This window comes from Micromonospora sp. NPDC005710 (assembly GCF_040630995.1).
Lineage (GTDB): Bacteria > Actinomycetota > Actinomycetes > Mycobacteriales > Micromonosporaceae > Micromonospora.
This window is the reverse complement of record NZ_JBEXYP010000014.1, coordinates 173,068-190,746: the sequence shown is the minus strand read 5'-3', so window position 1 is coordinate 190,746 and position 17,679 is coordinate 173,068. Positions and strand designations below refer to the sequence as shown.

The window sequence follows — 17,679 nt, the reverse complement described above, 5'->3', positions numbered from 1 at the left end:
TCCTCCCCGACGCTCTTCCGATCTCGGGGCGCGGGGCGCGGGGCGCGGGGCGCGGGGCGCGGGGCGCGGGGCGCGGGGCGGACAGGTAAAAGTCGGCCGGAGGCACCCTGGGGGTGCCTCCGGCCGGCTATGTCGGTTTGCGGATTTAGTTCGCCATCAGATCGGCGCCACGCCAGCTGAAATCGGGCTCCGTTGCGAACCGCTCGGTGATCTTCACGAGATCCTCCGCGTACTTGTTCGCGTGGTGCCCGCAGAACACCAGCTCGCTCCCGCCCGCCAGAGTGATTCGGAGCTTCCCGGCAGCATTGCAGCGGTCGCACCGTTCATCGGCGGCTGGGGGCGCCACCGTCTCGGGCGGCGGCGTGAGGGTCGGGGTCATCGCCTTCCTCCTCTGGTCGTCACCGATGAACAATCTCTTCGGTCGTTGCTCACCTATCGTGCAACACCGTTACTAGGCACTGCCTTCCCTGTGTGCCCGCGGGGGACCGAGGTCACACCTGGAAGGGACAGTGTGCCGTGCACCCAGGGTGCCACGTCAACGATCACATTCGTGCATCCGGACGATCTCCACCTGGTGTTGCACACCAGGTGGTCAAAACGACACGTTCGGTTGACGAAACCCGCTCAGTCCAGGTAGTCCCGAAGGACCTGCGACCGGGACGGGTGACGCAGTTTGGACATCGTCTTGGACTCGATCTGCCGGATCCGCTCCCGGGTCACCCCGTAGACCTGGCCGATCTCGTCGAGCGTCCGCGGTTGACCGTCGGTCAGGCCGAAGCGCAGGCGTACCACACCCGCCTCACGCTCGGAGAGCGTCTGCAGCACCTGCTGGAGCTGGTCCTGTAGGAGCGAGAACGAGACCGCGTCGACCGCGACCACGGCCTCGGAGTCTTCGATGAAGTCGCCGAGCTGGCTGTCACCCTCGTCACCGATGGTCTGGTCCAGTGAGATGGGCTCCCGAGCGTACTGCTGGATCTCCAGCACCTTCTCGGGTGTGATGTCCATCTCCTTGGCCAGCTCCTCGGGGGTGGGCTCACGGCCCAGGTCCTGGAGCAGCTCACGCTGTATGCGGCCGAGCTTGTTGATGACCTCCACCATGTGCACCGGGATGCGGATGGTGCGGGCCTGGTCGGCCATGGCGCGGGTGATGGCCTGACGGATCCACCAGGTGGCGTACGTGGAGAACTTGTAGCCCTTGGTGTAGTCGAACTTCTCCACGGCCCGGATCAGACCGAGGTTACCCTCCTGGATCAGGTCGAGGAAGGCCATGCCACGGCCGGTGTAACGCTTGGCCAGCGACACCACCAGTCGGAGGTTCGCCTCCAGAAGGTGGTTCTTGGCCCGCTCACCGTCGCGGGAGATCCAGCCCAGGTCACGGACCATGTCCCGGACGAGCTTCTCCTCGCCCTCGTCGGCGGCCCGCAGTCGCTCGGCGGCGTAGAGGCCGGCCTCGATCCGCTTGGCCAGCTCCACCTCCTGCTCGGCGTTGAGCAGCGGAACCTTGCCGATCTGCTTCAGGTACGCCCGGACGGAGTCGGCGGAGGCGGTCAGCTCGGCGTCGCGTCGCGCCTGCTTGAGGGCCTCGGACTCCTCGTCGTCCCACTCGAAGTCGTTGTCTGTCGCCGAGGCGGCCGCGTCGGTCTCGGCGGCCTGGGCCAGCTCGGCCGGCTCCTCGACCACCACGTCCTCGATGACGGCGGCAAGCTCCTCCGGGTCGATCTCGCCGTCGGCGCCCTCGCCCTTGGCCTTACCGGCAGCCTTGGCCCCGGTAGCCGCGGCCACCGTCGCCTTGGTGGCGCGGGTCGACCGGGTCGCCTTCGCCGGCGCTGCCACGGCAGCCTCGGCGGCGGTGCCGGTCGCCTTGCGGGCGGCGACCTTGCGTGGGCCCGGGGTCGCCGGGGCGTCGTCGGCGGCGGGTGCCTGCTTCGGGGCCGGCGCGGCGGCCTTCTTGGTGGTCTTGGCGGTGGTGGCCCGGGATGCCGGTGTGGTCGAGCGGGCCGCGGCGACGCGGCGACGGGTGCTCGCCGAGCCGTCCACCACCACTGTCACTCCCGCCTCGGAGAGCGCCCGCAGGATCTTCTTGGCCTGGGCCGGAGTCACCTCGGCGGACTCGACGGTGCGCGCGAGCTGCGCCGACGTGAGCTGGCCACCGGCGCTCTGCGCGTGGGCGATCAGGGTGTCGGTGAGCGAGCGAACGTCGGCGCCGGGCTGGCGGGGTTCTGTCACGAATGACCTTCCGGAGGCGAAGAGCGGGCACGGCGGGTTCGTCCAGCGCAGCGAGGGTTGCCGTGCCGGGCGATGTGGTTGAGGGACCCTCGTGGCACGGTCCGGCCGGTGGTCGGCGGTCCGTGCCGCGTGGGCAGGGGTGAATTGTAACGCCGTCTGCGGCGATCATCCTGCTCCGCACCGCGTACCGCCGGTGGGGACCGTCGGTGGGGCGGAGATATGGGCTTCGCGGTAATGATAGCCGCGCGGCCCGCGTACGGCTTCCGTCGTCGAGCCTGGCGGCGCGCAGATCGTGTCGGTAATGCCCTCTGAGCAGGCATTACCGGGTCAGTGGGACGGTTGCGGGGATGCGCGTGTGGATCACCGAGGCGTCGGCGGACGGCGCCGTCTGCCCGCCGACGCCCGATTCGCCGCCCGGCCGACAGCTCGACCCGCGGCATCCTCGGCAGGTCGCGGTTGGGCAACGGTTGCGGGCCGAGCACTGACAGGGCGGTGGGCACTTAAGCCACAATACCGGACCTATAGGTGCATATTGCCGGAGCCTGGCTGCTTGCGCCGCGTGGCGGTTCGGGGGTACCCCGCGCGGCGGATCCCGAGCACCGAAGATCCTGGTCTGGCGCCGACGCGCGACGTCCGGAACGATGATCTTTCTGAGTCGGGCCGCTGGTTTCATCCATCCACATGGCGCTCGGAGTGCGGAAAGAGGCGAATCATGACCAACTCGGCGATGGCGGCATCGGAGTTGCTGAGCGTCGCGGTGCAGGTGGCTCGGGACGCGGCGGACACCGCGTACCGGATGCGTGCCGAGGGGGTCGAGGTCGCCGCCACCAAGAGCACCGTCACCGACGTGGTCACCGCCGCCGACCGGGCGGTCGAGCGGCAGATCCTCGACGCGCTTGCCGCGCTGCGCCCGGACGACTCGGTGCTCGGCGAGGAGTACGGCGAGGGGGCCTCCGGCGCGGGACGCAGCGGGGTGCGCTGGATCGTCGACCCGATCGACGGCACCGTGAACTACCTGTACGGGCTGCCGCACTCAGCGGTCTCGCTGGCCGCCGAGGTGGACGGGGTGGTGGTTGCAGGCGTCGTGCGGAACGTCAGCACCGGCGACGAGTGGACCGCAACGGCCGGCGGCGGGGCCTGGCGCGACGGTGTGCGGTTGCGCTGCTCCGTCGAGGTCGACCTGGGGCAGGCGCTGGTCGGCACCGGCTTCGGCTACGACGCCGCCCGCCGGTCGCACCAGGCGCAGGTGGTGGCCGGCTTGATCGCACACGTCCGGGACATCCGCCGGCTCGGTGCCGCCGCGCTGGACCTCTGCCTGGTCGCCGAGGGGCGGCTCGACGCGTACTTCGAGAAGGGTCTTGCGGCCTGGGACCTGGCGGCGGGCGGGCTGGTGGCCGCCGAGGCGGGGGTCCGGGTCGCCGGCCTGGCCGGTCGGCCGCCGGGGCCGGACCTGGTGATCGCGGCCCCGCCCGCGCTCTTCGCGCCGCTGCACGATCGGCTGGCCGCGCTGGACGCCTCCGGTGGGCCCTGAGCGGCTGGCCCGACCCGGCGGATCCGGGCCGGCTGGCCCGACCCGGCGGATCCGGGCCGGCGGATCCGGGCCGGCGGTTCGCTGCGTGGTCCGGTTACGCGGTCACTTGGCCGGTGGGGACGGGCAGGAGTTCGGCGGCGCCTCCGGCGGGCCCGAGTCGCCGAGCGACTGGTTGACCTCGGTGGTGGTGGCAAGCTGCTGGAAATTGTTGCCCAGCACCACGTCCACGGTGTCGTCGGTGCGCTTCTCGTCGTAGCGCGGCACGGCGTTGTTCAGGAAGTACGCCTGGAGCAGGTGCGCGGAGCCGACGCCCTTCGGGCCGTACCGCAGCACCGCCACGCTGTCGACCTTCTTCTCGTTCCCGGTCTTCTTGACCTGGAACTGTCGATTCTTGAACTCGTCGGCGACGGTGTGCGCGAGGCCGGGCTGATCCGTGGCGTTGAAGACGTTGATCTTGACGTCCTTGCGCTCGCGGAGGGTCAGATCCGCCAGCGGCCAGCCCTCGGGGCAACCCGCAGCGGTGCCCGCGTTGCCCTGGCTGTCGCGGACCACGGCCACGACGACGAAGACCAGGGCGATGACCGCCAGCAGGCCGACGACGACGAGTGCTCGCACGCGCGCAAAACTCATCAGGGCACTCCCCGGACCTCAGGTGGGTGGTGACGGCCGGAAACGATCGCTCAGGCCGCCGGCCGTCGAATACGCCGCTGAGGTTAACGGTTGTCCGGCCGTCGCGTGGAAACAGCCCGACATGCCGGCGCGGCGACCGCGAACCGGGTACTACTACCCCTATCTTCGTGTCGCCTGAATCACATTGGGAACAACTTCGCGTGCGGGGGCGTACATCTCAGCCGCAAGGGCGGTATACATGCCTCGCCCAAGGGGGGGTAAGGTTCCGCGCTCGCAGGGGGTTGCCCCGGCGAGCTCGACCCGTTCGGTCCTCGGGTCGGGTGCCCGACACAAGTGGTGGCCGGCCAGCGGAACCGAAACAGCGTCGTCCGGCGTTACAACCGGAAGCGACAACATCGATATGGGAGAGTGAAACCGATGGCCACCGACTACGACGCCCCGCGTCGCGACGAGGTCGACCTCGGCGAGGACAGCCTGGAAGAGCTCAAGGCACGGCGCGTCGACTCTCAGTCGGGCGCGGTGGACGTCGACGAGGCCGAGGTGGCCGAGAGCTTCGAGCTGCCCGGTGCCGATCTGGCCGACGAGGAGCTCACGGTCAAGGTACTTCCGATGCAGCAGGACGAGTTCCGGTGCGCCCGCTGCTTCCTGGTCCACCACCGTAGCCAGCTGGCGGTCGAGCGTAATGGCGAGCTGATCTGCCGCGAGTGCGTCTGACAGCCACGACACCGGCGGCGGCCTCCTGAACGGGGTCGCCGCTGCCGGTGTAGGCATGCGGCAGCTGTGGGTACCTGCTTGACTCGTAACGGGTAGCCACAGCACCGGGAGGTCCGATGAGCGATCGAGGCGGCATCACCGATGGCGGCACGGACGGCCTCGGTGCCGCCCGTGCCGTGGGCGACCCTGACGGCGCCCGTGGCGCGGACGACGTCGACGCCGCCCGTGGCCCGGACGACCTTGGTGCACCCGGACGGACCGATGACCTTGGCGCCACTGTCGCGGCGTTGACCGCTGACGACATCGCGCCGGCCCGACGCCGCCAACTGCTGACCCGGATGGTCGGGCAGGCCCGCGCACGGGGCATTTCCGACCTGTTCAAGCCCCGCGCCGCCGTGCGCTGGATGGCCGACACCGTCACCGAGATCGCCCCGCACGTGCCGGTGCGGGATCTGGACACGCTGCGCAGGCACTTTCCCGGTCTCGACGACGCCGCCCTGGCCGACCGGCTCATCCGCAACGCGTCGAGGACCACTGCCGCGATCGGCGCTGCCGGTGGAGGCGTCGCCGCCGTCGAGTGGACGGTGGCTCCGACCCTGCTCACCGCCCCGGTGCTGTTGGCCGCGGAGACCGTCGCCGTGGTGGCGGTGGAGCTGAAGCTGGTCGGCGAGCTGCACGAGATCCACGGTGTGGCACTACCGGCCGGCGGTAGCCAACGGGCGGTGGCGCTGGTGCACTCCTGGGCCACCCAGCGTGGCGTCAACCCGATGGTGCCGGGCGTAGGAGTGGGAGCGGTGCTCGGCACCGCCGCCCGCAAGGAACTGCGGGACATGCTGCTGCGGCGTTTCGGTCGCAACCTCACCACGCTCGGGCCGTTCCTCACCGGCGCGGCGGTGGCCAGCTTCCTCAACCGGCGAGCCACCCAGCAGATGGCCGAGCAGCTCCAGGTCGACCTGCGTCGGCGGGGCATCGCCCGGCCCGCGCCACCGGCTGCCCTCCCAGGCCCGCCAACCGGCACCTGAGAGGGCCTGGGCCGTCGGGTCAGACCGGGTCGCCCGCCGTCGGGTGGGCGGCCGCCAGGGCGTCCCGGGCGGTCAGCACCGCCTCGGCCAGCTCGACCGGGTGGCGGGTGCTCACCACCCAGAACGGGGTCGGATCCGCGGGGTCGTCGAGGATCACCTGCACGGCGCCGCCGATCCACGGTCGTTGCACCACGAAGGCGAGCGGGTCGGCGCCGACGCCGAGCACCTCACGTCGGCCGGTCACGTCCAGCGGCACCACGTCGGCGACGAAACAAACCGGCAGGCGGGCGTCGTCCACCCGCAGCTCGCCGTCGGCCACCCCGACCCGGATCCGGCCCAGCCACCACAGGCCGGCCGCGGTGAGCGGCACCAGCACGGCGAACGGCAGCCAGGCGCGGACGCCGGAGGCGCCCATCCAGATCTCGACGGCCAGCAACGCGGCGGACACCAGCCCGGCCAGCCACAGCCACCAGGGCAGATCCAACCGCTCGGTGTACGCCGCACGGGCGGCGACCGGCGGTTGATCGGCGGACGGGGAGGGCGACATGCTCACTCCTGCGAGGGTACGGCGCACGGCGGCTCGACGAACCGGCAGGATGGCAGGGTCACCCCGCGAACCGGACGGAAGAGGGGACCCGTGACCGACGTCGTACCCGTGCCCGTGCGGCTGCTCGACCCGGAGCTGCCGCTGCCCACGTACGCCCATCCCGGCGACGCCGGTGCCGACCTGGTGGCCGCCGCGGACGTGGAGCTGCCGCCCGGCGGTCGTGCCCTGGTGCCCACCGGCGTGGCCATCGCGTTGCCGGAGGGGTACGTGGGCCTGGTCCATCCCCGCTCCGGTCTGGCGGCGAGGCTCGGCGTGACGGTGCTCAACGCGCCCGGTACGGTCGACGCCGGCTACCGGGGTGAGATCCTGGTCAACCTGATCAACCATGATCGGGATGTGCCGGCGAAGATCTCCCGCGGCGACCGGATCGCGCAGCTCGTGGTTCAGCAGGTGGCACGGGCGCGGTTCGAGCCGGTGGTCGAGCTGCCCGCGTCCCGGCGCGGGACCGGTGGGCACGGGTCCACCGGTGGGCACGCCGGGCTGGTGCCGTCGCCGACGGGCCAGGACCGGGTCGAGCGGCGGTCGAGCGAGCCGGGCCGCGGGCAGGCGGAAGAGGTGGCAGGGTGAGTGTGAACAGCGGAGGGCAGGCGCAGTGATCTTCTCCCGAAAGCGGGCCGATGCCGAGCGGCAGACCCGTGACGAGCGGGCCACCCAGGCCTTGGACCAGGGCGATGCGGCGCCGTCGCTGGAGCGTGGCCCGTACGACATCTCCGAGAGCTACGACGACGTGCAGCGGCTCGACCTGGGCAGCCTGCACATCCCGGCGATCGCCGACGTCGAGGTGCGGGTGCAGGCCGACCCGCAGGGTGTGATCCAGCAGGTGGTGCTCGTGCATGGCGACAACGCGCTGCAGTTGGGCGTCTTCGCCGCCCCCCGGTCCGAGGGGATCTGGGACGAGGTGCGCGAGGAGATCCGGGAGTCGCTGCTCCGGGACGGTGCGAACGCGCGGGAGGTCGCCGGCGAGTATGGCCCGGAGCTGCACGCCCAGGTGAACACCCCGGACGGTGCGACGAGCCTGCGGTTCGTCGGGATCGACGGCCCGCGCTGGATGGTGCGTGGCGTGTTCCAGGGCCCGGTGGCCACCGACCCGGCCATGGCCGGGCCGCTCGTCGAGTGCCTGGACGGCCTGGTGGTCGACCGTGGGCAGGAGGCGAAGCCGGTCCGCGAGCCGCTGCCGCTGCGGCTGCCCCGGGAGGTCGCCGAACAGGCCGAGGCCGAGGCGGGCGACGCCGCCGCCGCGCCGCGCCAGGTCTGACCCGCGCGCACCGGCCCGCCGGAACCAGGCCCGTCGGCGTACGCTGGCGGCACGGTTCCGGCGCCGCCGGGGCCGGCCGGGGACGGCGAGCGTGGAGAGGGTGACGCGGAGGTCATGACGACCGACGAGAGCAGGGTGTCGCTGCGGCGCATCCTGCAGAGGTTCACCGCCAGCGAGGCCGAGATCGACGCGCAGGAGCTGCGTCGGGAGAGCGCCCAGTGCGGCGGGATCCCCGCCCAGCAGTGCGCCAGGGGTCAGCTGGTCTCGGTCGCCGGGCGGCTGCGCACCGTGGTCTACACGCCGCGCACCAACCTGCCCACCCTCGAGGCCGACCTGTACGACGGCAGCGACGTGGTGACCCTGGTCTGGTTGGGTCGACGGCACATCGCCGGGATCGAGCCGGGCCGGCACCTGACCGCCCGTGGTCGGGTGGCGGTGCGGGACGACCGCAAGGTCATCTACAACCCCTACTACGAGCTGGACGCGCCCAAGTGACGGCACTGCGGACGGAAGGCCGGCGATGACGACGGGACAGGACCGGGCGGCACAGCCGGAGACCGACCCCCAGGGCGAGGAGCCGCTGCCGACGATCGCCGAGCAGATGGCCGACCAGCTCGGCGGCTGGCGCGGGCTGGTCGAGTCGAGCATCCCGGTCGTGGTCTTCGTCGTCGCCAACATCATCGGCGAGCTGCGGCCGGCGGTGATCGCCTCGGTCGCCGTGGCGGTGCTGATCGCCGGGGTGCGGCTGGCCCAGCGGCGGCCGATCCGGCACGCCGTCAACGGGCTCTTCGGCGTCGGCGTCGGCGCGGCCATCGCGTGGCGCACCGGCGACGAGCGTGACTTCTACCTCCCCGGCATCCTCTACGGCATCGGGTACGGCATCGCCCTGCTGATCTCTGCCGCGATCCGGCAGCCCCTCGTCGGCTGGATCTGGTCGGTGTTGGTGGCGAAGGGCCGTTCGGAGTGGCGGGCCGACCCGAAGCTGGTGCGCACCTTCACCCAACTGACTGTGCTCTGGGGTGTGGTCTGGCTGGCCAAGGTGGGCGTGCAGGCCGCGCTCTACCTGACCCACCAGGACACCGCGCTGGGCGTGGCCCGGCTGGCACTGGGTTACCCGCCGTACGCGCTGCTGTTGCTGATCACGGTCTGGACGGTGCGCCGGGTCACCCGGGAGTCGTCGCCGACCCCGCTGCCCAGCGCCTGAGCGAGGCCGGTCACCCGGCCCGCTCAGCGCGCCCGCCGGGGTCAGCGTGAGCCGCGGGTCCGTTCGACGCTGTCCGGTCCGAGGATCACCGCGCGGACCTCGTCCTCCACCTCGGCGGTGCAGACGAAGATCAGTTCGTCGCCGGCCTCGATCGGGTCGTCCGGGCTGGGCACCAGGACCCGCTTGCCGCGCAGGATCGCCACCAGGGCGGAGTCGCGGGGCAGCGGCACGGCGTGGATCGGCTGACCGACGTAGGGGGCGGTCGGCGGCAGGGTGATCTCGACCAGGTTCGCCTCGCCCTGCCGGAAGGTCATCAGCCGGACCAGGTCGCCGACGGTGACAGCCTCCTCGACGAGCGCGGCCATCACCCGGGGCTTGCTCACGGCGACGTCCACGCCCCACTGCTCGGTGAACAACCACTCGTTCTCGGCCCGGTTGACGCGGGCGACCACCCGGGGCACCGCGAACTCGGTCTTGGCCAGCAGCGACAGCACCAGGTTGGTCTTGTCGTCGCCGGTCGCCGCGACCACCACGTCGCAGCCGGCGACGTCGGCCTCCTCGAGGCTGCTCACCTCGCACGCGTCGGCAAGTACCCACTCGGCGGACGGCACCCGGTCCGGGCGGAGCATCTTGGGTTGGCGCTCGATCAACATCACCTGGTGGCCGTTGTCGATCAACTCCTGGGCGATCGAGCGGCCCACGTTGCCCGCGCCCGCGATGGCGACCCGCATGGCTCAGTGCCCTCCTTCCGGCGGCGTCGCCGCCACCGACGTGACGGTCGCCACGATGTCATCGCTGACCAGCATGAACACCTGGTCGCCCTCCTGCAGGACGGTGGAGCCGGTGGGCAGCGTGCCGATGCCGAACCGGATCAGGTAGGCCACCCGCGCCCCAGAGGCCACCTCGAGCGCCCGCGCCGGTCGGCCGATCCAGTCCTTGTGGACGGGAACCTCGACGATCGACACAGTGCTCGTGGGATCGCGGAAGATCTCCACGTTGCCCTCCGGCACCAGGTGTCGCAGCATCCGGTCGGCCGTCCACCGCACTGTCGCCACGGTGGGGATGCCCAGCCGCTCGTAGACCTGTGCCCGGCGCTGGTCGTAGATGCGGGCGGCGACCCGGGACACGCCGAACGTCTCGCGAGCCAGCCGGGCCGAGATGATGTTGGAGTTGTCGCCGCTCGACACGGCCGCGAAGGCGTCCGCGCGCTCGATGCCCGCCTGCCGGAGCACCTCGCCGTCGAAACCGGCCCCGGTCACCGTTATCCCGGCGAAGTCGGGGCCGAGCCGGCGGAAGGCGTCGGCGTCCTGGTCGATCACCGCCACCGAGTGTCCTCGGGACTCCAGGCTGTGGGCGAGGGTCGATCCGACCCGACCACATCCCATGATCACGACGTGCACGCTGTCCCTCCCAAGGTGCGTACCACTCCCGCTGCCGGTGGCCTTCGAGTGCGAGCCTGCCACGTCCCGGTCGCGAGCGGGGACCGACCGTACCCCGTCGTGTTGAGCAGCGACGATCGCCCACCCCCGTGCCCCCGCGAAGGTGGTCGTACTCTTGGCGTTCGTGGCCAGTCCCACCTCGCTGCTGAAGCGGCTCCTGCTCGGTCGACCGTTCCGGTCCGACCGGCTCCAGCACACCCTCCTGCCGAAGCGCATCGCGCTACCCGTGTTCGCCTCCGACGCGCTGTCGAGCGTCGCGTACGCGCCTGACGAGATCCTGCTGACCCTCTCCATCGCCGGCGCCTCGGCGTACGTCTTCTCGCCGTGGATCGCACTGGCGGTGGTAGTGGTCATGCTCACCGTGGTGGCGAGCTACCGGCAGAACGTGCACGCCTACCCGTCCGGTGGCGGTGACTACGAGGTGGCCACCGTCAACCTGGGGCCGAAGTTCGGCGTCGGGGTGGCGAGCGCGTTGCTCGTCGACTACGTGCTCACGGTGGCGGTGTCGGTCTCCTCCGGCGTGGCCAACCTGGGCTCCGTGGTGCCGTTCGTGGCCACCCACAAGGTCCTGATCGCGGTCAGCGCGGTGGTCCTGCTGAGCGCGGTGAACCTGCGCGGGCTGCGCGAGTCGGGCACGGCGTTCGCCATCCCCACCTACGGCTTCGTGATCGTGATGGCCGGGATGCTGCTCACCGGGCTGTTCCGGGTGTTCGTGCTGGGTGACGAGCTGCGCGCGCCGAGCGCCGACCTGGTGATCCAGGCCGAGCACAGCGTGACCGGTTTCGCGCTCATCTTCCTGCTGCTACGGACGTTCAGCTCGGGCGCCGCCGCGCTCACCGGCGTGGAGGCGATCTCCAACGGGGTGCCGGCGTTCAAGGCGCCGAAGAGCCGCAACGCCGCCACCACCCTGCTGCTTCTCGGCAGCATCTCGGTGAGCATGCTCGTCGGGATCATCTGGCTGTCCCGACTGACCCACCTCCAGTTCGTCGAGAACCCGGCCCTCCAGATCGTCTCCGGCCCCGACGGGTACGTGCAGAAGACGGTCACCACCCAGCTCGGCGAGACGGTCTTCGGTGCCGGGTCGATCCTGCTCTACGTGGTGGCCGGGATGACCGCCCTGATCCTCTTCCTTGCCGCCAACACCGCGTTCAACGGCTTCCCGGTGCTCGGCTCGATCCTCGCCCAGGACCGCTATCTGCCCCGTCAGTTCCACACCCGCGGCGACCGGTTGGCGTTCTCCAACGGCATCGTCTTCCTGGCCCTCTTCGCGATCGTGCTGATCGTCGGCTTCCAGGCCGAGGTGACCCGACTCATCCAGCTCTACATCGTCGGGGTCTTCGTCTCGTTCACCGTCTCCCAGGCCGGCATGATCCGGCACTGGAACCGGCACCTGCGCACCGAGCGGGACCCGGAGGCGCGCCGCCGGATGTACCGGTCGCGGGCCATCAACACGTTCGGTGCGGGCCTGACCGGCGCGGTGCTGGTGATCGTCCTGATCACCAAGTTCCTGCTCGGCGCCTGGATCGCCATCGCCGCGATGGCGGTCATCTACGTGCTGATGCTGGCCATCCGCCGACACTACGACCGGATCGCCGTCGAGTTGACCCCGCCGGACGAGGGCCGGGCGGTGCTGCCCGCCCGCAACCACGCGATCGTGCTGGTCAGCAAGCTGCACCAGCCGACGCTGCGGGCCATCGCCTACGCCCGCGCCACCCGGCCGGACACGCTCACCGCGGTGACCGTCAACGTGGACGAGAAGGACACCCGGGACCTCCAGGCCGACTGGGAGCGTCGGGAGATGGCCATCCCGCTCACCGTCATCGACTCGCCGTACCGGGAGATCACCCGTCCGATCCTGGACTTCGTCGCCTCCACCCGCCGTAAGTCGCCCCGGGACGTGGTCACCGTGTTCATTCCGGAGTACGTGGTCGGCCGTTGGTGGGAGAACCTGCTGCACAACCAGAGCGCCCTCCGTCTCAAGGGGCGGCTGCTGTTCGAACCGGGGGTGATGGTGGTCAGCGTGCCGTGGCAGCTCGCCTCGACGGCCAGCAAGAACCTGGACCGGCTGGACGCCACCCTGTCCCGCACCCCGGCCCGGGGGCCGCGGAACACCGGGTCACCGCTTGTCACCACCCCGCCGGCGGACTCCGAGCCGCCCGGCGAGGGTGGGTCCGAGACCACCACGACGACGGGGAACAGCCGTGAATGAATCGGGCGGTCAGCAGACCGCGACACCCCGTACCCCGCCGGCCTTCGAGCGGGGCCTGGCCGAGACGGACCGGGTCGAGCTGACTGTCGACGCGGTCGCCCCCGGCGGGCACTGCGTGGCCCGGGTGGACGGGCAGGTGGTCTTCGTCCGGCACGCACTGCCCGGCGAACGGGTCGTCGTCGAGGTCACCGAGGTGCACCGGGGGTTCGTCCGGGCCGACGCGGTGACAGTGCTGGAACCCTCACCGGACCGGGTCGAGCCGCCCTGCCCGTACGCGAAGCCGGGTGCCTGTGGGGGCTGCGACCTCCAACACGTCGCCCCGGACGCGCAGTTGGCCTGGAAGACCGCAGTGATCCGCGAGCAGTTGGTCCGCCTCGGCGGGCTGACCGACGTCGAGCTGGACCGGCTCGGCGTCGGTGTCGAGGCGCTGCCCGGTGGGCTGCTCGGCTGGCGTTCCCGGGTCCGTTACGCGGTCGACGCCGCGGACCGGGCCGGCCTGCTCAAGCACCGCTCGCACGAGGTCGTGCCGATCGACCGCTGCCGGATCGCCCACCCGGCCATCCAGCAGTTGCCGGTGCTCACCACCACCGGTGCGCGCTGGCCGGCCGCCGAGGCGGTGGAGACGGTCGCCAGCACCGGCGGGGACGTGACAGTCACCGAGATCCGCGACGGGGTACCCACCCCGGTCAGTGGCCCGACCGAGGTCCGCGAGGTCGCCGCCGGACGGGACTGGGCACTGCCTGCGTCCGCGTTCTGGCAGGTGCACCCGGTCGCCGCGGACACCCTCTCCAGGGCGGTGCTGGAGGTGCTGGACCCGCAGCCGGGTGAGATCGCCTGGGACCTCTACGGCGGCGCTGGGCTGTTCGCCGCCGGGCTGGCCGCACGGGTCGGCGCGACCGGACGGGTGACAGTCGTCGAAGCGGCGGCGCAGGGTGTCGCCGCCGCCCGGGAGAACCTCGCCGACCTGCCCGGCGTCGAGGTGGTGTCGGCCCGGGTGGAGACCGCGCTGGCCCGCCGACGGATCACCGGCCCGGTCGACGTGGTGGTGCTCGACCCGCCGCGCTCCGGGGCCGGCGCACCGGTGGTGCGCGCGCTGGCCGCCGCCGGCCCGCGGGCGGTCGCGTACGTGGCCTGCGACCCGGCCGCCTTCGCCCGCGACGTGCGGACCTTCACCGACCTCGGCTGGCGGCTGGCGGCGTTGCGGGGCTTCGACCTCTTCCCGATGACGCAGCACGTCGAGCAGGTCGGGCTGCTGCTCCCGCCGGACGAGCGGTAGCTCGGAACCCTTCGTCAACGCCTGAGCGGTTGCTCAGCCGTCGAATCCCCGCCCGGCGGGGTGCGCCGGGCTCGGGCCGAGCTGCGGAGTACCGGGCGGCCGATAGACTCTCCGGTCATGAGCGTTGAAGAGGACACGGCCAACCACGGGCGGCTGCTGGGGACGGTTCGCGGTCCGCAGGACGTCAAGCGGATGTCCGGCGAGGAACTGGACGTCCTCGCCGCCGAGATCCGGGACTTCCTGATCGCCAAGGTCTCCCGTACCGGCGGGCACGTCGGACCCAACCTCGGTGTGGTCGAGCTGACGCTCGCCATGCATCGCGTCTTCGACTCCCCCCGGGACCGGCTCCTGTTCGACACCGGTCACCAGGCGTACGTACACAAGATCATCACCGGGCGTCAGGCCGGTTTCGACAAGCTCCGCCAGCGTGGTGGCCTCTCCGGCTACCCCAGCCAGGCGGAGAGCGAGCACGACCTCATCGAGAACTCGCACGCCTCCACCGCGCTGTCCTACGCCGACGGCCTCGCCAAGGCGTACGCCCTGCGGGGCGAGGCGCGCAGCGTCGTGGCCGTCGTCGGTGACGGCGCGCTGACCGGCGGCATGTGCTGGGAGGCGCTGAACAACATCGCCACCGCCGGCAACTCCCTCGTGATCGTGGTGAACGACAATGGCCGGTCCTACTCGCCGACCATCGGCGGCCTCGCCGACCACCTCTCCTCGCTGCGGCTCAACCCCGGCTACGAGAAGGTCCTCGACACCGTCAAGGACGCCCTCGGCTCCACGCCCCTGGTCGGCAAGCCGATGTACGAGGTGCTGCACGCGGTCAAGAAGGGCATCAAGGACGCTGTCGCCCCGCAGGCCATGTTCGAGGACCTCGGCATCAAGTACGTGGGCCCGGTGGACGGGCACGACGTGACGGCGGTCGAGGCGGCACTGCGCGCGGCGAAGAACTTCGGCGGCCCGGTCATCGTGCACGCCGTCACCCGCAAGGGCTACGGCTACCGTCCCGCCGAGGAGGACGAGGCGGACTGCCTGCACGGCCCCGGCAGCGCCTTCGACGTGGAGACCGGCGCGCTGCTGGCCGCCCCGTCGGTGAAGTGGACGCACGTCTTCGCCGACGAGTTGCTGGCCATCGCCGACGAGCGCCCGGACGTGGTGGGCATCACCGCCGCGATGGCCGAGCCGACCGGCATCGCCAAGCTGGCCCGCAAATACCCCGAGCGGGTGTACGACGTGGGCATCGCCGAGCAGCACGCCGCCACCTCGGCGGCCGGGCTGGCGCTCGGCGGCCTGCACCCGGTGGTAGCGGTCTACGCCACCTTCCTCAACCGCGCCTTCGACCAGGTCCTGCTGGACGTGGCGATGCACAAGCTGCCAGTGACATTCGTGCTGGACCGGGCGGGCATCACCGGCCCGGACGGGCCGAGCCACTACGGCATCTGGGACATGTCGGTCTTCGGGGTGGTGCCCGGGCTGCGGATCGCCGCCCCCCGCGACGCCGCCACGCTGCGCGAGGAACTGCGCGAGGCGTTGGCAGTCGACAACGGCCCGACAGTGGTGCGCTTCCCCACCGGCGCCGTCGCCGCGGACCTGCCGGCGCTGCGCCGGGTCGGCACCGTCGACGTACTGGCCGAGTCCGCCCGTACCGACGTGCTGCTCGTCGCCATCGGCTCCTTCGGCCAGTTGGGCATGGAGGTGGCCGCCCGGGTCGCCGAGCAGGGCTACGGGGTCACCGTCGTCGACCCCCGCTGGGTGCGTCCGGTCCCCGCGGAACTGGTCGACCTGGCCGCCCGCCACCGGCTCGTGGTCAGCGTCGAGGACGGCGTCCGGGTCGGCGGGGTGGGCGACGCGCTCGCCCAGGCGATGCGCGACGCCGACGTCCGGGTGCCGCTCAAGGACCTGGGCGTACCGGCCGACTGGCACCCGCACGGCACCCGCGCGCAGATCCTCGCCGACCTGGGGCTGACCGCCCAGGACGTGGCCCGCAACGTCACCGGGTGGATCTCCGGCCTGGACGCCACCCCGGACCGCCTCACCCCCAGCGACGCGGCCGCACAGAACTGACCACAGGCAACACGAGACGGCGGGCACCCCTGGAAGGGGTGCCCGCCGTCCCGCGTCATCCCGGCCCCCGTCAGGCCGTCCCGCCCGCCGCGCCCCGCCGCACCGCCCCAGCCCGCGTCGATCAAGGACTAATGGTGGGCAGATGTTGATGATTAGCCCCTTTTGTGGGGCACCACAAGTCCTTGATCGACCGGGCGGAAGGGGCTGGTGCACGTCACCCCGCCGCCCGGCCCGCCGATCTTGCACTTTCGGTCGACGTAACGCCGCTTGAGCCCGATTTGTCACCACAGAAAGTGCAAGATCGACGAGTGGGGCGCAGGGTGGGGCGGGGGGCGCGGGGGCTAGTGGGGGGAGATTGAGCGGTAGTGGGTCTTGTCGGTGTTGGCGAGGCTGTAGGTCTGGGAACGGGACGGGGTGGGGACGACCGCCAGGCCTGGCCGTTCGACGAGCAGGGGAGTTCCCGGTGGCACGGACAGGGAGCTGTCCCGGGTGGCCCGCCAGCTGAGCACCACGAGCGGCTGACCGGGCACCGGCAGTTGGTACGCCTGCAACGGGGTGGCCCGGTCGGCGGGTGAGACCACCGGCGCGCTCCCGTCGGCCGGTCGATAGATCACCGCGGTCATCGCGCCGGCGTCGGTGTCCCAGCTGAGCTGCTGCAACTCGGCCGGCTCGCCGCCGCCGAGGGCTACCTCGCCGAGGCTGCGCACGGTGAGTTTCGCCATCGGCCAGGAGGTGGGCACCGAGCGGGGGGCGTCCCGGTCCCCGATCCGGCGCGGGATGCTGCCGAACGGGCCCCGGTCGCCGGCCAGCACGCAGGTGTCCAGGCCGGTGAGCGCCCGCCGGCCCGTGCCGGACTCGTCGCGAACCAGCGGGTAGCGGGGGTCGGTGGTGCCGGTGCCCAGGTCGAGGAGCCGGTCGGCGGCCCGCCCACGGGGCAGCGACTCGGTGGTTCGCAGGGTCGCGGTCACCGCGACGGCAGTGCAGGAGGGCACGTTCACTGGTGCGCTGAGGCCGTCCGCGACGGCCAGTGTCCGGTCCTGTGGCCCGAGGAGGGTCTGCACCCGGGCCGAGACCAGGTAGCGCCGGCCGCCGGCCGTCTGTACCGGCAGCACGTCGGAGTAGACGAGGTAACCCGGGTCGGTGTACTCGGTGGCGCGGGTCACCGCGTACCGGTCGCCCTCGCGGGTCAGTTGCAGCAGCCAGGACGCGCTCTCGCCGGGCACGTCGGCGGCCACCAGCGCCACCGGGGCGCCGTCGACCCGGCCGGAGAAGAGGATGCCGGACGAGGGCAGGTGCGCGCGGTCGTCGGCCGGGGACCGCCAGTCGCGGACCGCCGTGGTGACCGCCGACGTCGCCGTGGCGTCCCCGGAGAGGTCGCCGCGGGGCGGCCACACCGCCAGCGTGCCGTCCAGGCTGTCGTACCCGACCCGGAGGTCCTGCGGTTTCCGCTCGGCTACCGGACCGCAGGCTGTGCTGGCCAGCAGCGCACTGAGCAGGACGGG

The 17,679-nt window shown here is 71.8% G+C and carries 18 protein-coding genes; 11 read left to right on the top strand and 7 right to left on the bottom strand.

Going from position 1 to position 17,679, the window contains the following annotated elements; genetic code table 11:
- Window positions 1-145: 145 nt before the first annotated feature.
- Together ABZ406_RS20465 and ABZ406_RS20460 are read right to left on the bottom strand one after the other, a co-directional pair.
- A complete protein-coding gene (locus ABZ406_RS20465) occupies window positions 146-379 on the bottom strand; it encodes a hypothetical protein (protein ID WP_030337431.1) in 234 nt (77 codons plus the stop codon).
- Between the two features lie 245 nt (window positions 380-624).
- Window positions 625-2,226, bottom strand: a complete 1,602-nt coding sequence (locus ABZ406_RS20460) for an RNA polymerase sigma factor (protein ID WP_357763814.1) — start codon at window positions 2,224-2,226, stop codon at window positions 625-627.
- Window positions 2,227-2,573: 347 nt separating this feature from the next.
- Between ABZ406_RS20460 and ABZ406_RS20455 the strand changes: the two genes are divergently transcribed.
- Both ABZ406_RS20455 and ABZ406_RS20450 read left to right on the top strand, forming a co-directional pair.
- Complete coding sequence (locus ABZ406_RS20455; protein ID WP_357763811.1) at window positions 2,574-2,711, top strand: hypothetical protein; 138 nt, start codon at window positions 2,574-2,576, stop codon at window positions 2,709-2,711.
- A 227-nt stretch (window positions 2,712-2,938) separates the two neighbouring features.
- Complete coding sequence (locus ABZ406_RS20450; RefSeq protein WP_357763808.1) at window positions 2,939-3,757, top strand: inositol monophosphatase family protein; 819 nt, start codon at window positions 2,939-2,941, stop codon at window positions 3,755-3,757.
- 102 nt (window positions 3,758-3,859) lie between these two features.
- Here the strand turns inward: ABZ406_RS20450 and ABZ406_RS20445 are convergent, their stop codons facing one another.
- The gene (locus ABZ406_RS20445; protein ID WP_357763852.1) at window positions 3,860-4,372 is read right to left on the bottom strand and encodes a LytR C-terminal domain-containing protein; all 513 of its coding nucleotides are present in this window, start codon (window positions 4,370-4,372) and stop codon (window positions 3,860-3,862) included.
- 432 nt (window positions 4,373-4,804) lie between these two features.
- On the opposite strand from ABZ406_RS20445, the gene ABZ406_RS20440 reads away from it, so the two are divergent.
- Complete coding sequence (locus ABZ406_RS20440; protein ID WP_007075406.1) at window positions 4,805-5,101, top strand: DUF4193 domain-containing protein; 297 nt, start codon at window positions 4,805-4,807, stop codon at window positions 5,099-5,101.
- Window positions 5,102-5,217: 116 nt separating this feature from the next.
- Window positions 5,218-6,123, top strand: a complete 906-nt coding sequence (locus ABZ406_RS20435; protein ID WP_357763805.1) for a hypothetical protein — start codon at window positions 5,218-5,220, stop codon at window positions 6,121-6,123.
- Window positions 6,124-6,142: 19 nt separating this feature from the next.
- Here ABZ406_RS20435 and ABZ406_RS20430 read toward each other — a convergent pair whose 3' ends face one another.
- Entirely contained in the window at window positions 6,143-6,670 is a 528-nt protein-coding gene (locus ABZ406_RS20430; RefSeq protein ID WP_357763849.1) for a DUF3093 domain-containing protein, read from the bottom strand.
- A 90-nt stretch (window positions 6,671-6,760) separates the two neighbouring features.
- On the opposite strand from ABZ406_RS20430, the gene dut reads away from it, so the two are divergent.
- From dut to ABZ406_RS20410, 4 genes are all read left to right on the top strand, one after another.
- Window positions 6,761-7,297, top strand: coding sequence for a dUTP diphosphatase (gene dut / locus ABZ406_RS20425; RefSeq protein WP_357763802.1), 537 nt, complete (start codon window positions 6,761-6,763; stop codon window positions 7,295-7,297).
- 25 nt (window positions 7,298-7,322) lie between these two features.
- Window positions 7,323-7,985, top strand: a complete 663-nt coding sequence (locus tag ABZ406_RS20420) for a DUF3710 domain-containing protein (protein ID WP_357763799.1) — start codon at window positions 7,323-7,325, stop codon at window positions 7,983-7,985.
- A gap of 114 nt (window positions 7,986-8,099) precedes the next feature.
- Complete coding sequence (locus ABZ406_RS20415) at window positions 8,100-8,480, top strand: OB-fold nucleic acid binding domain-containing protein (protein ID WP_357763796.1); 381 nt, start codon at window positions 8,100-8,102, stop codon at window positions 8,478-8,480.
- A 25-nt stretch (window positions 8,481-8,505) separates the two neighbouring features.
- Entirely contained in the window at window positions 8,506-9,189 is a 684-nt protein-coding gene (locus tag ABZ406_RS20410) for a DUF3159 domain-containing protein (RefSeq protein WP_357763794.1), read from the top strand.
- Between the two features lie 41 nt (window positions 9,190-9,230).
- Here ABZ406_RS20410 and ABZ406_RS20405 read toward each other — a convergent pair whose 3' ends face one another.
- A complete protein-coding gene (locus tag ABZ406_RS20405; RefSeq protein WP_357763792.1) occupies window positions 9,231-9,920 on the bottom strand; it encodes a TrkA family potassium uptake protein in 690 nt (229 codons plus the stop codon).
- Between the two features lie 3 nt (window positions 9,921-9,923).
- Complete coding sequence (locus ABZ406_RS20400) at window positions 9,924-10,589, bottom strand: TrkA family potassium uptake protein (protein ID WP_357763789.1); 666 nt, start codon at window positions 10,587-10,589, stop codon at window positions 9,924-9,926.
- A 163-nt stretch (window positions 10,590-10,752) separates the two neighbouring features.
- Between ABZ406_RS20400 and ABZ406_RS20395 the strand changes: the two genes are divergently transcribed.
- The 3 genes from ABZ406_RS20395 (at window position 10,753) to dxs (ending at window position 16,177) form a co-directional block, all read left to right on the top strand.
- Window positions 10,753-12,837 (top strand): APC family permease, encoded by a 2,085-nt coding sequence (locus ABZ406_RS20395; RefSeq protein ID WP_357763786.1) that lies wholly within the window; start codon window positions 10,753-10,755, stop codon window positions 12,835-12,837.
- The gene (locus ABZ406_RS20390) at window positions 12,830-14,113 is read left to right on the top strand and encodes a TRAM domain-containing protein (protein ID WP_357763783.1); all 1,284 of its coding nucleotides are present in this window, start codon (window positions 12,830-12,832) and stop codon (window positions 14,111-14,113) included. The genes ABZ406_RS20395 and ABZ406_RS20390 overlap by 8 nt, the downstream gene beginning before the upstream one ends.
- Window positions 14,114-14,230: 117 nt before the next feature.
- Window positions 14,231-16,177 carry a 1-deoxy-D-xylulose-5-phosphate synthase gene (gene dxs / locus ABZ406_RS20385; RefSeq protein WP_357763781.1) on the top strand — a complete coding sequence of 649 codons (1,947 nt, stop codon included), beginning with the start codon at window positions 14,231-14,233 and terminating at the stop codon, window positions 16,175-16,177.
- A gap of 341 nt (window positions 16,178-16,518) precedes the next feature.
- Here dxs and ABZ406_RS20380 read toward each other — a convergent pair whose 3' ends face one another.
- On the bottom strand, window positions 16,519-17,673 hold the full coding sequence (locus tag ABZ406_RS20380; RefSeq protein WP_357763846.1) for a hypothetical protein: 1,155 nt from the start codon (window positions 17,671-17,673) through the stop codon (window positions 16,519-16,521).
- Window positions 17,674-17,679 lie beyond the last annotated feature (6 nt).

Bases quoted from the DNA above. Each gene is read 5' to 3' on its own strand.
- ABZ406_RS20435 (WP_357763805.1), top strand. From the start codon at position 5,218: ATGAGCGATCGAGGCGGCATCACCGATGGCGGCACGGACGGCCTCGGT.
- ABZ406_RS20440 (WP_007075406.1), top strand. From the start codon at position 4,805: ATGGCCACCGACTACGACGCCCCGCGTCGCGACGAGGTCGACCTCGGC.
- ABZ406_RS20455 (WP_357763811.1), top strand. From the start codon at position 2,574: ATGCGCGTGTGGATCACCGAGGCGTCGGCGGACGGCGCCGTCTGCCCG.
- dxs (WP_357763781.1), top strand. From the start codon at position 14,231: ATGAGCGTTGAAGAGGACACGGCCAACCACGGGCGGCTGCTGGGGACG.
- ABZ406_RS20465 (WP_030337431.1), bottom strand. From the start codon at position 379: ATGACCCCGACCCTCACGCCGCCGCCCGAGACGGTGGCGCCCCCAGCC.
- ABZ406_RS20450 (WP_357763808.1), top strand. From the start codon at position 2,939: ATGACCAACTCGGCGATGGCGGCATCGGAGTTGCTGAGCGTCGCGGTG.
- ABZ406_RS20410 (WP_357763794.1), top strand. From the start codon at position 8,506: ATGACGACGGGACAGGACCGGGCGGCACAGCCGGAGACCGACCCCCAG.
- ABZ406_RS20405 (WP_357763792.1), bottom strand. From the start codon at position 9,920: ATGCGGGTCGCCATCGCGGGCGCGGGCAACGTGGGCCGCTCGATCGCC.
- ABZ406_RS20430 (WP_357763849.1), bottom strand. From the start codon at position 6,670: ATGTCGCCCTCCCCGTCCGCCGATCAACCGCCGGTCGCCGCCCGTGCG.
- ABZ406_RS20415 (WP_357763796.1), top strand. From the start codon at position 8,100: ATGACGACCGACGAGAGCAGGGTGTCGCTGCGGCGCATCCTGCAGAGG.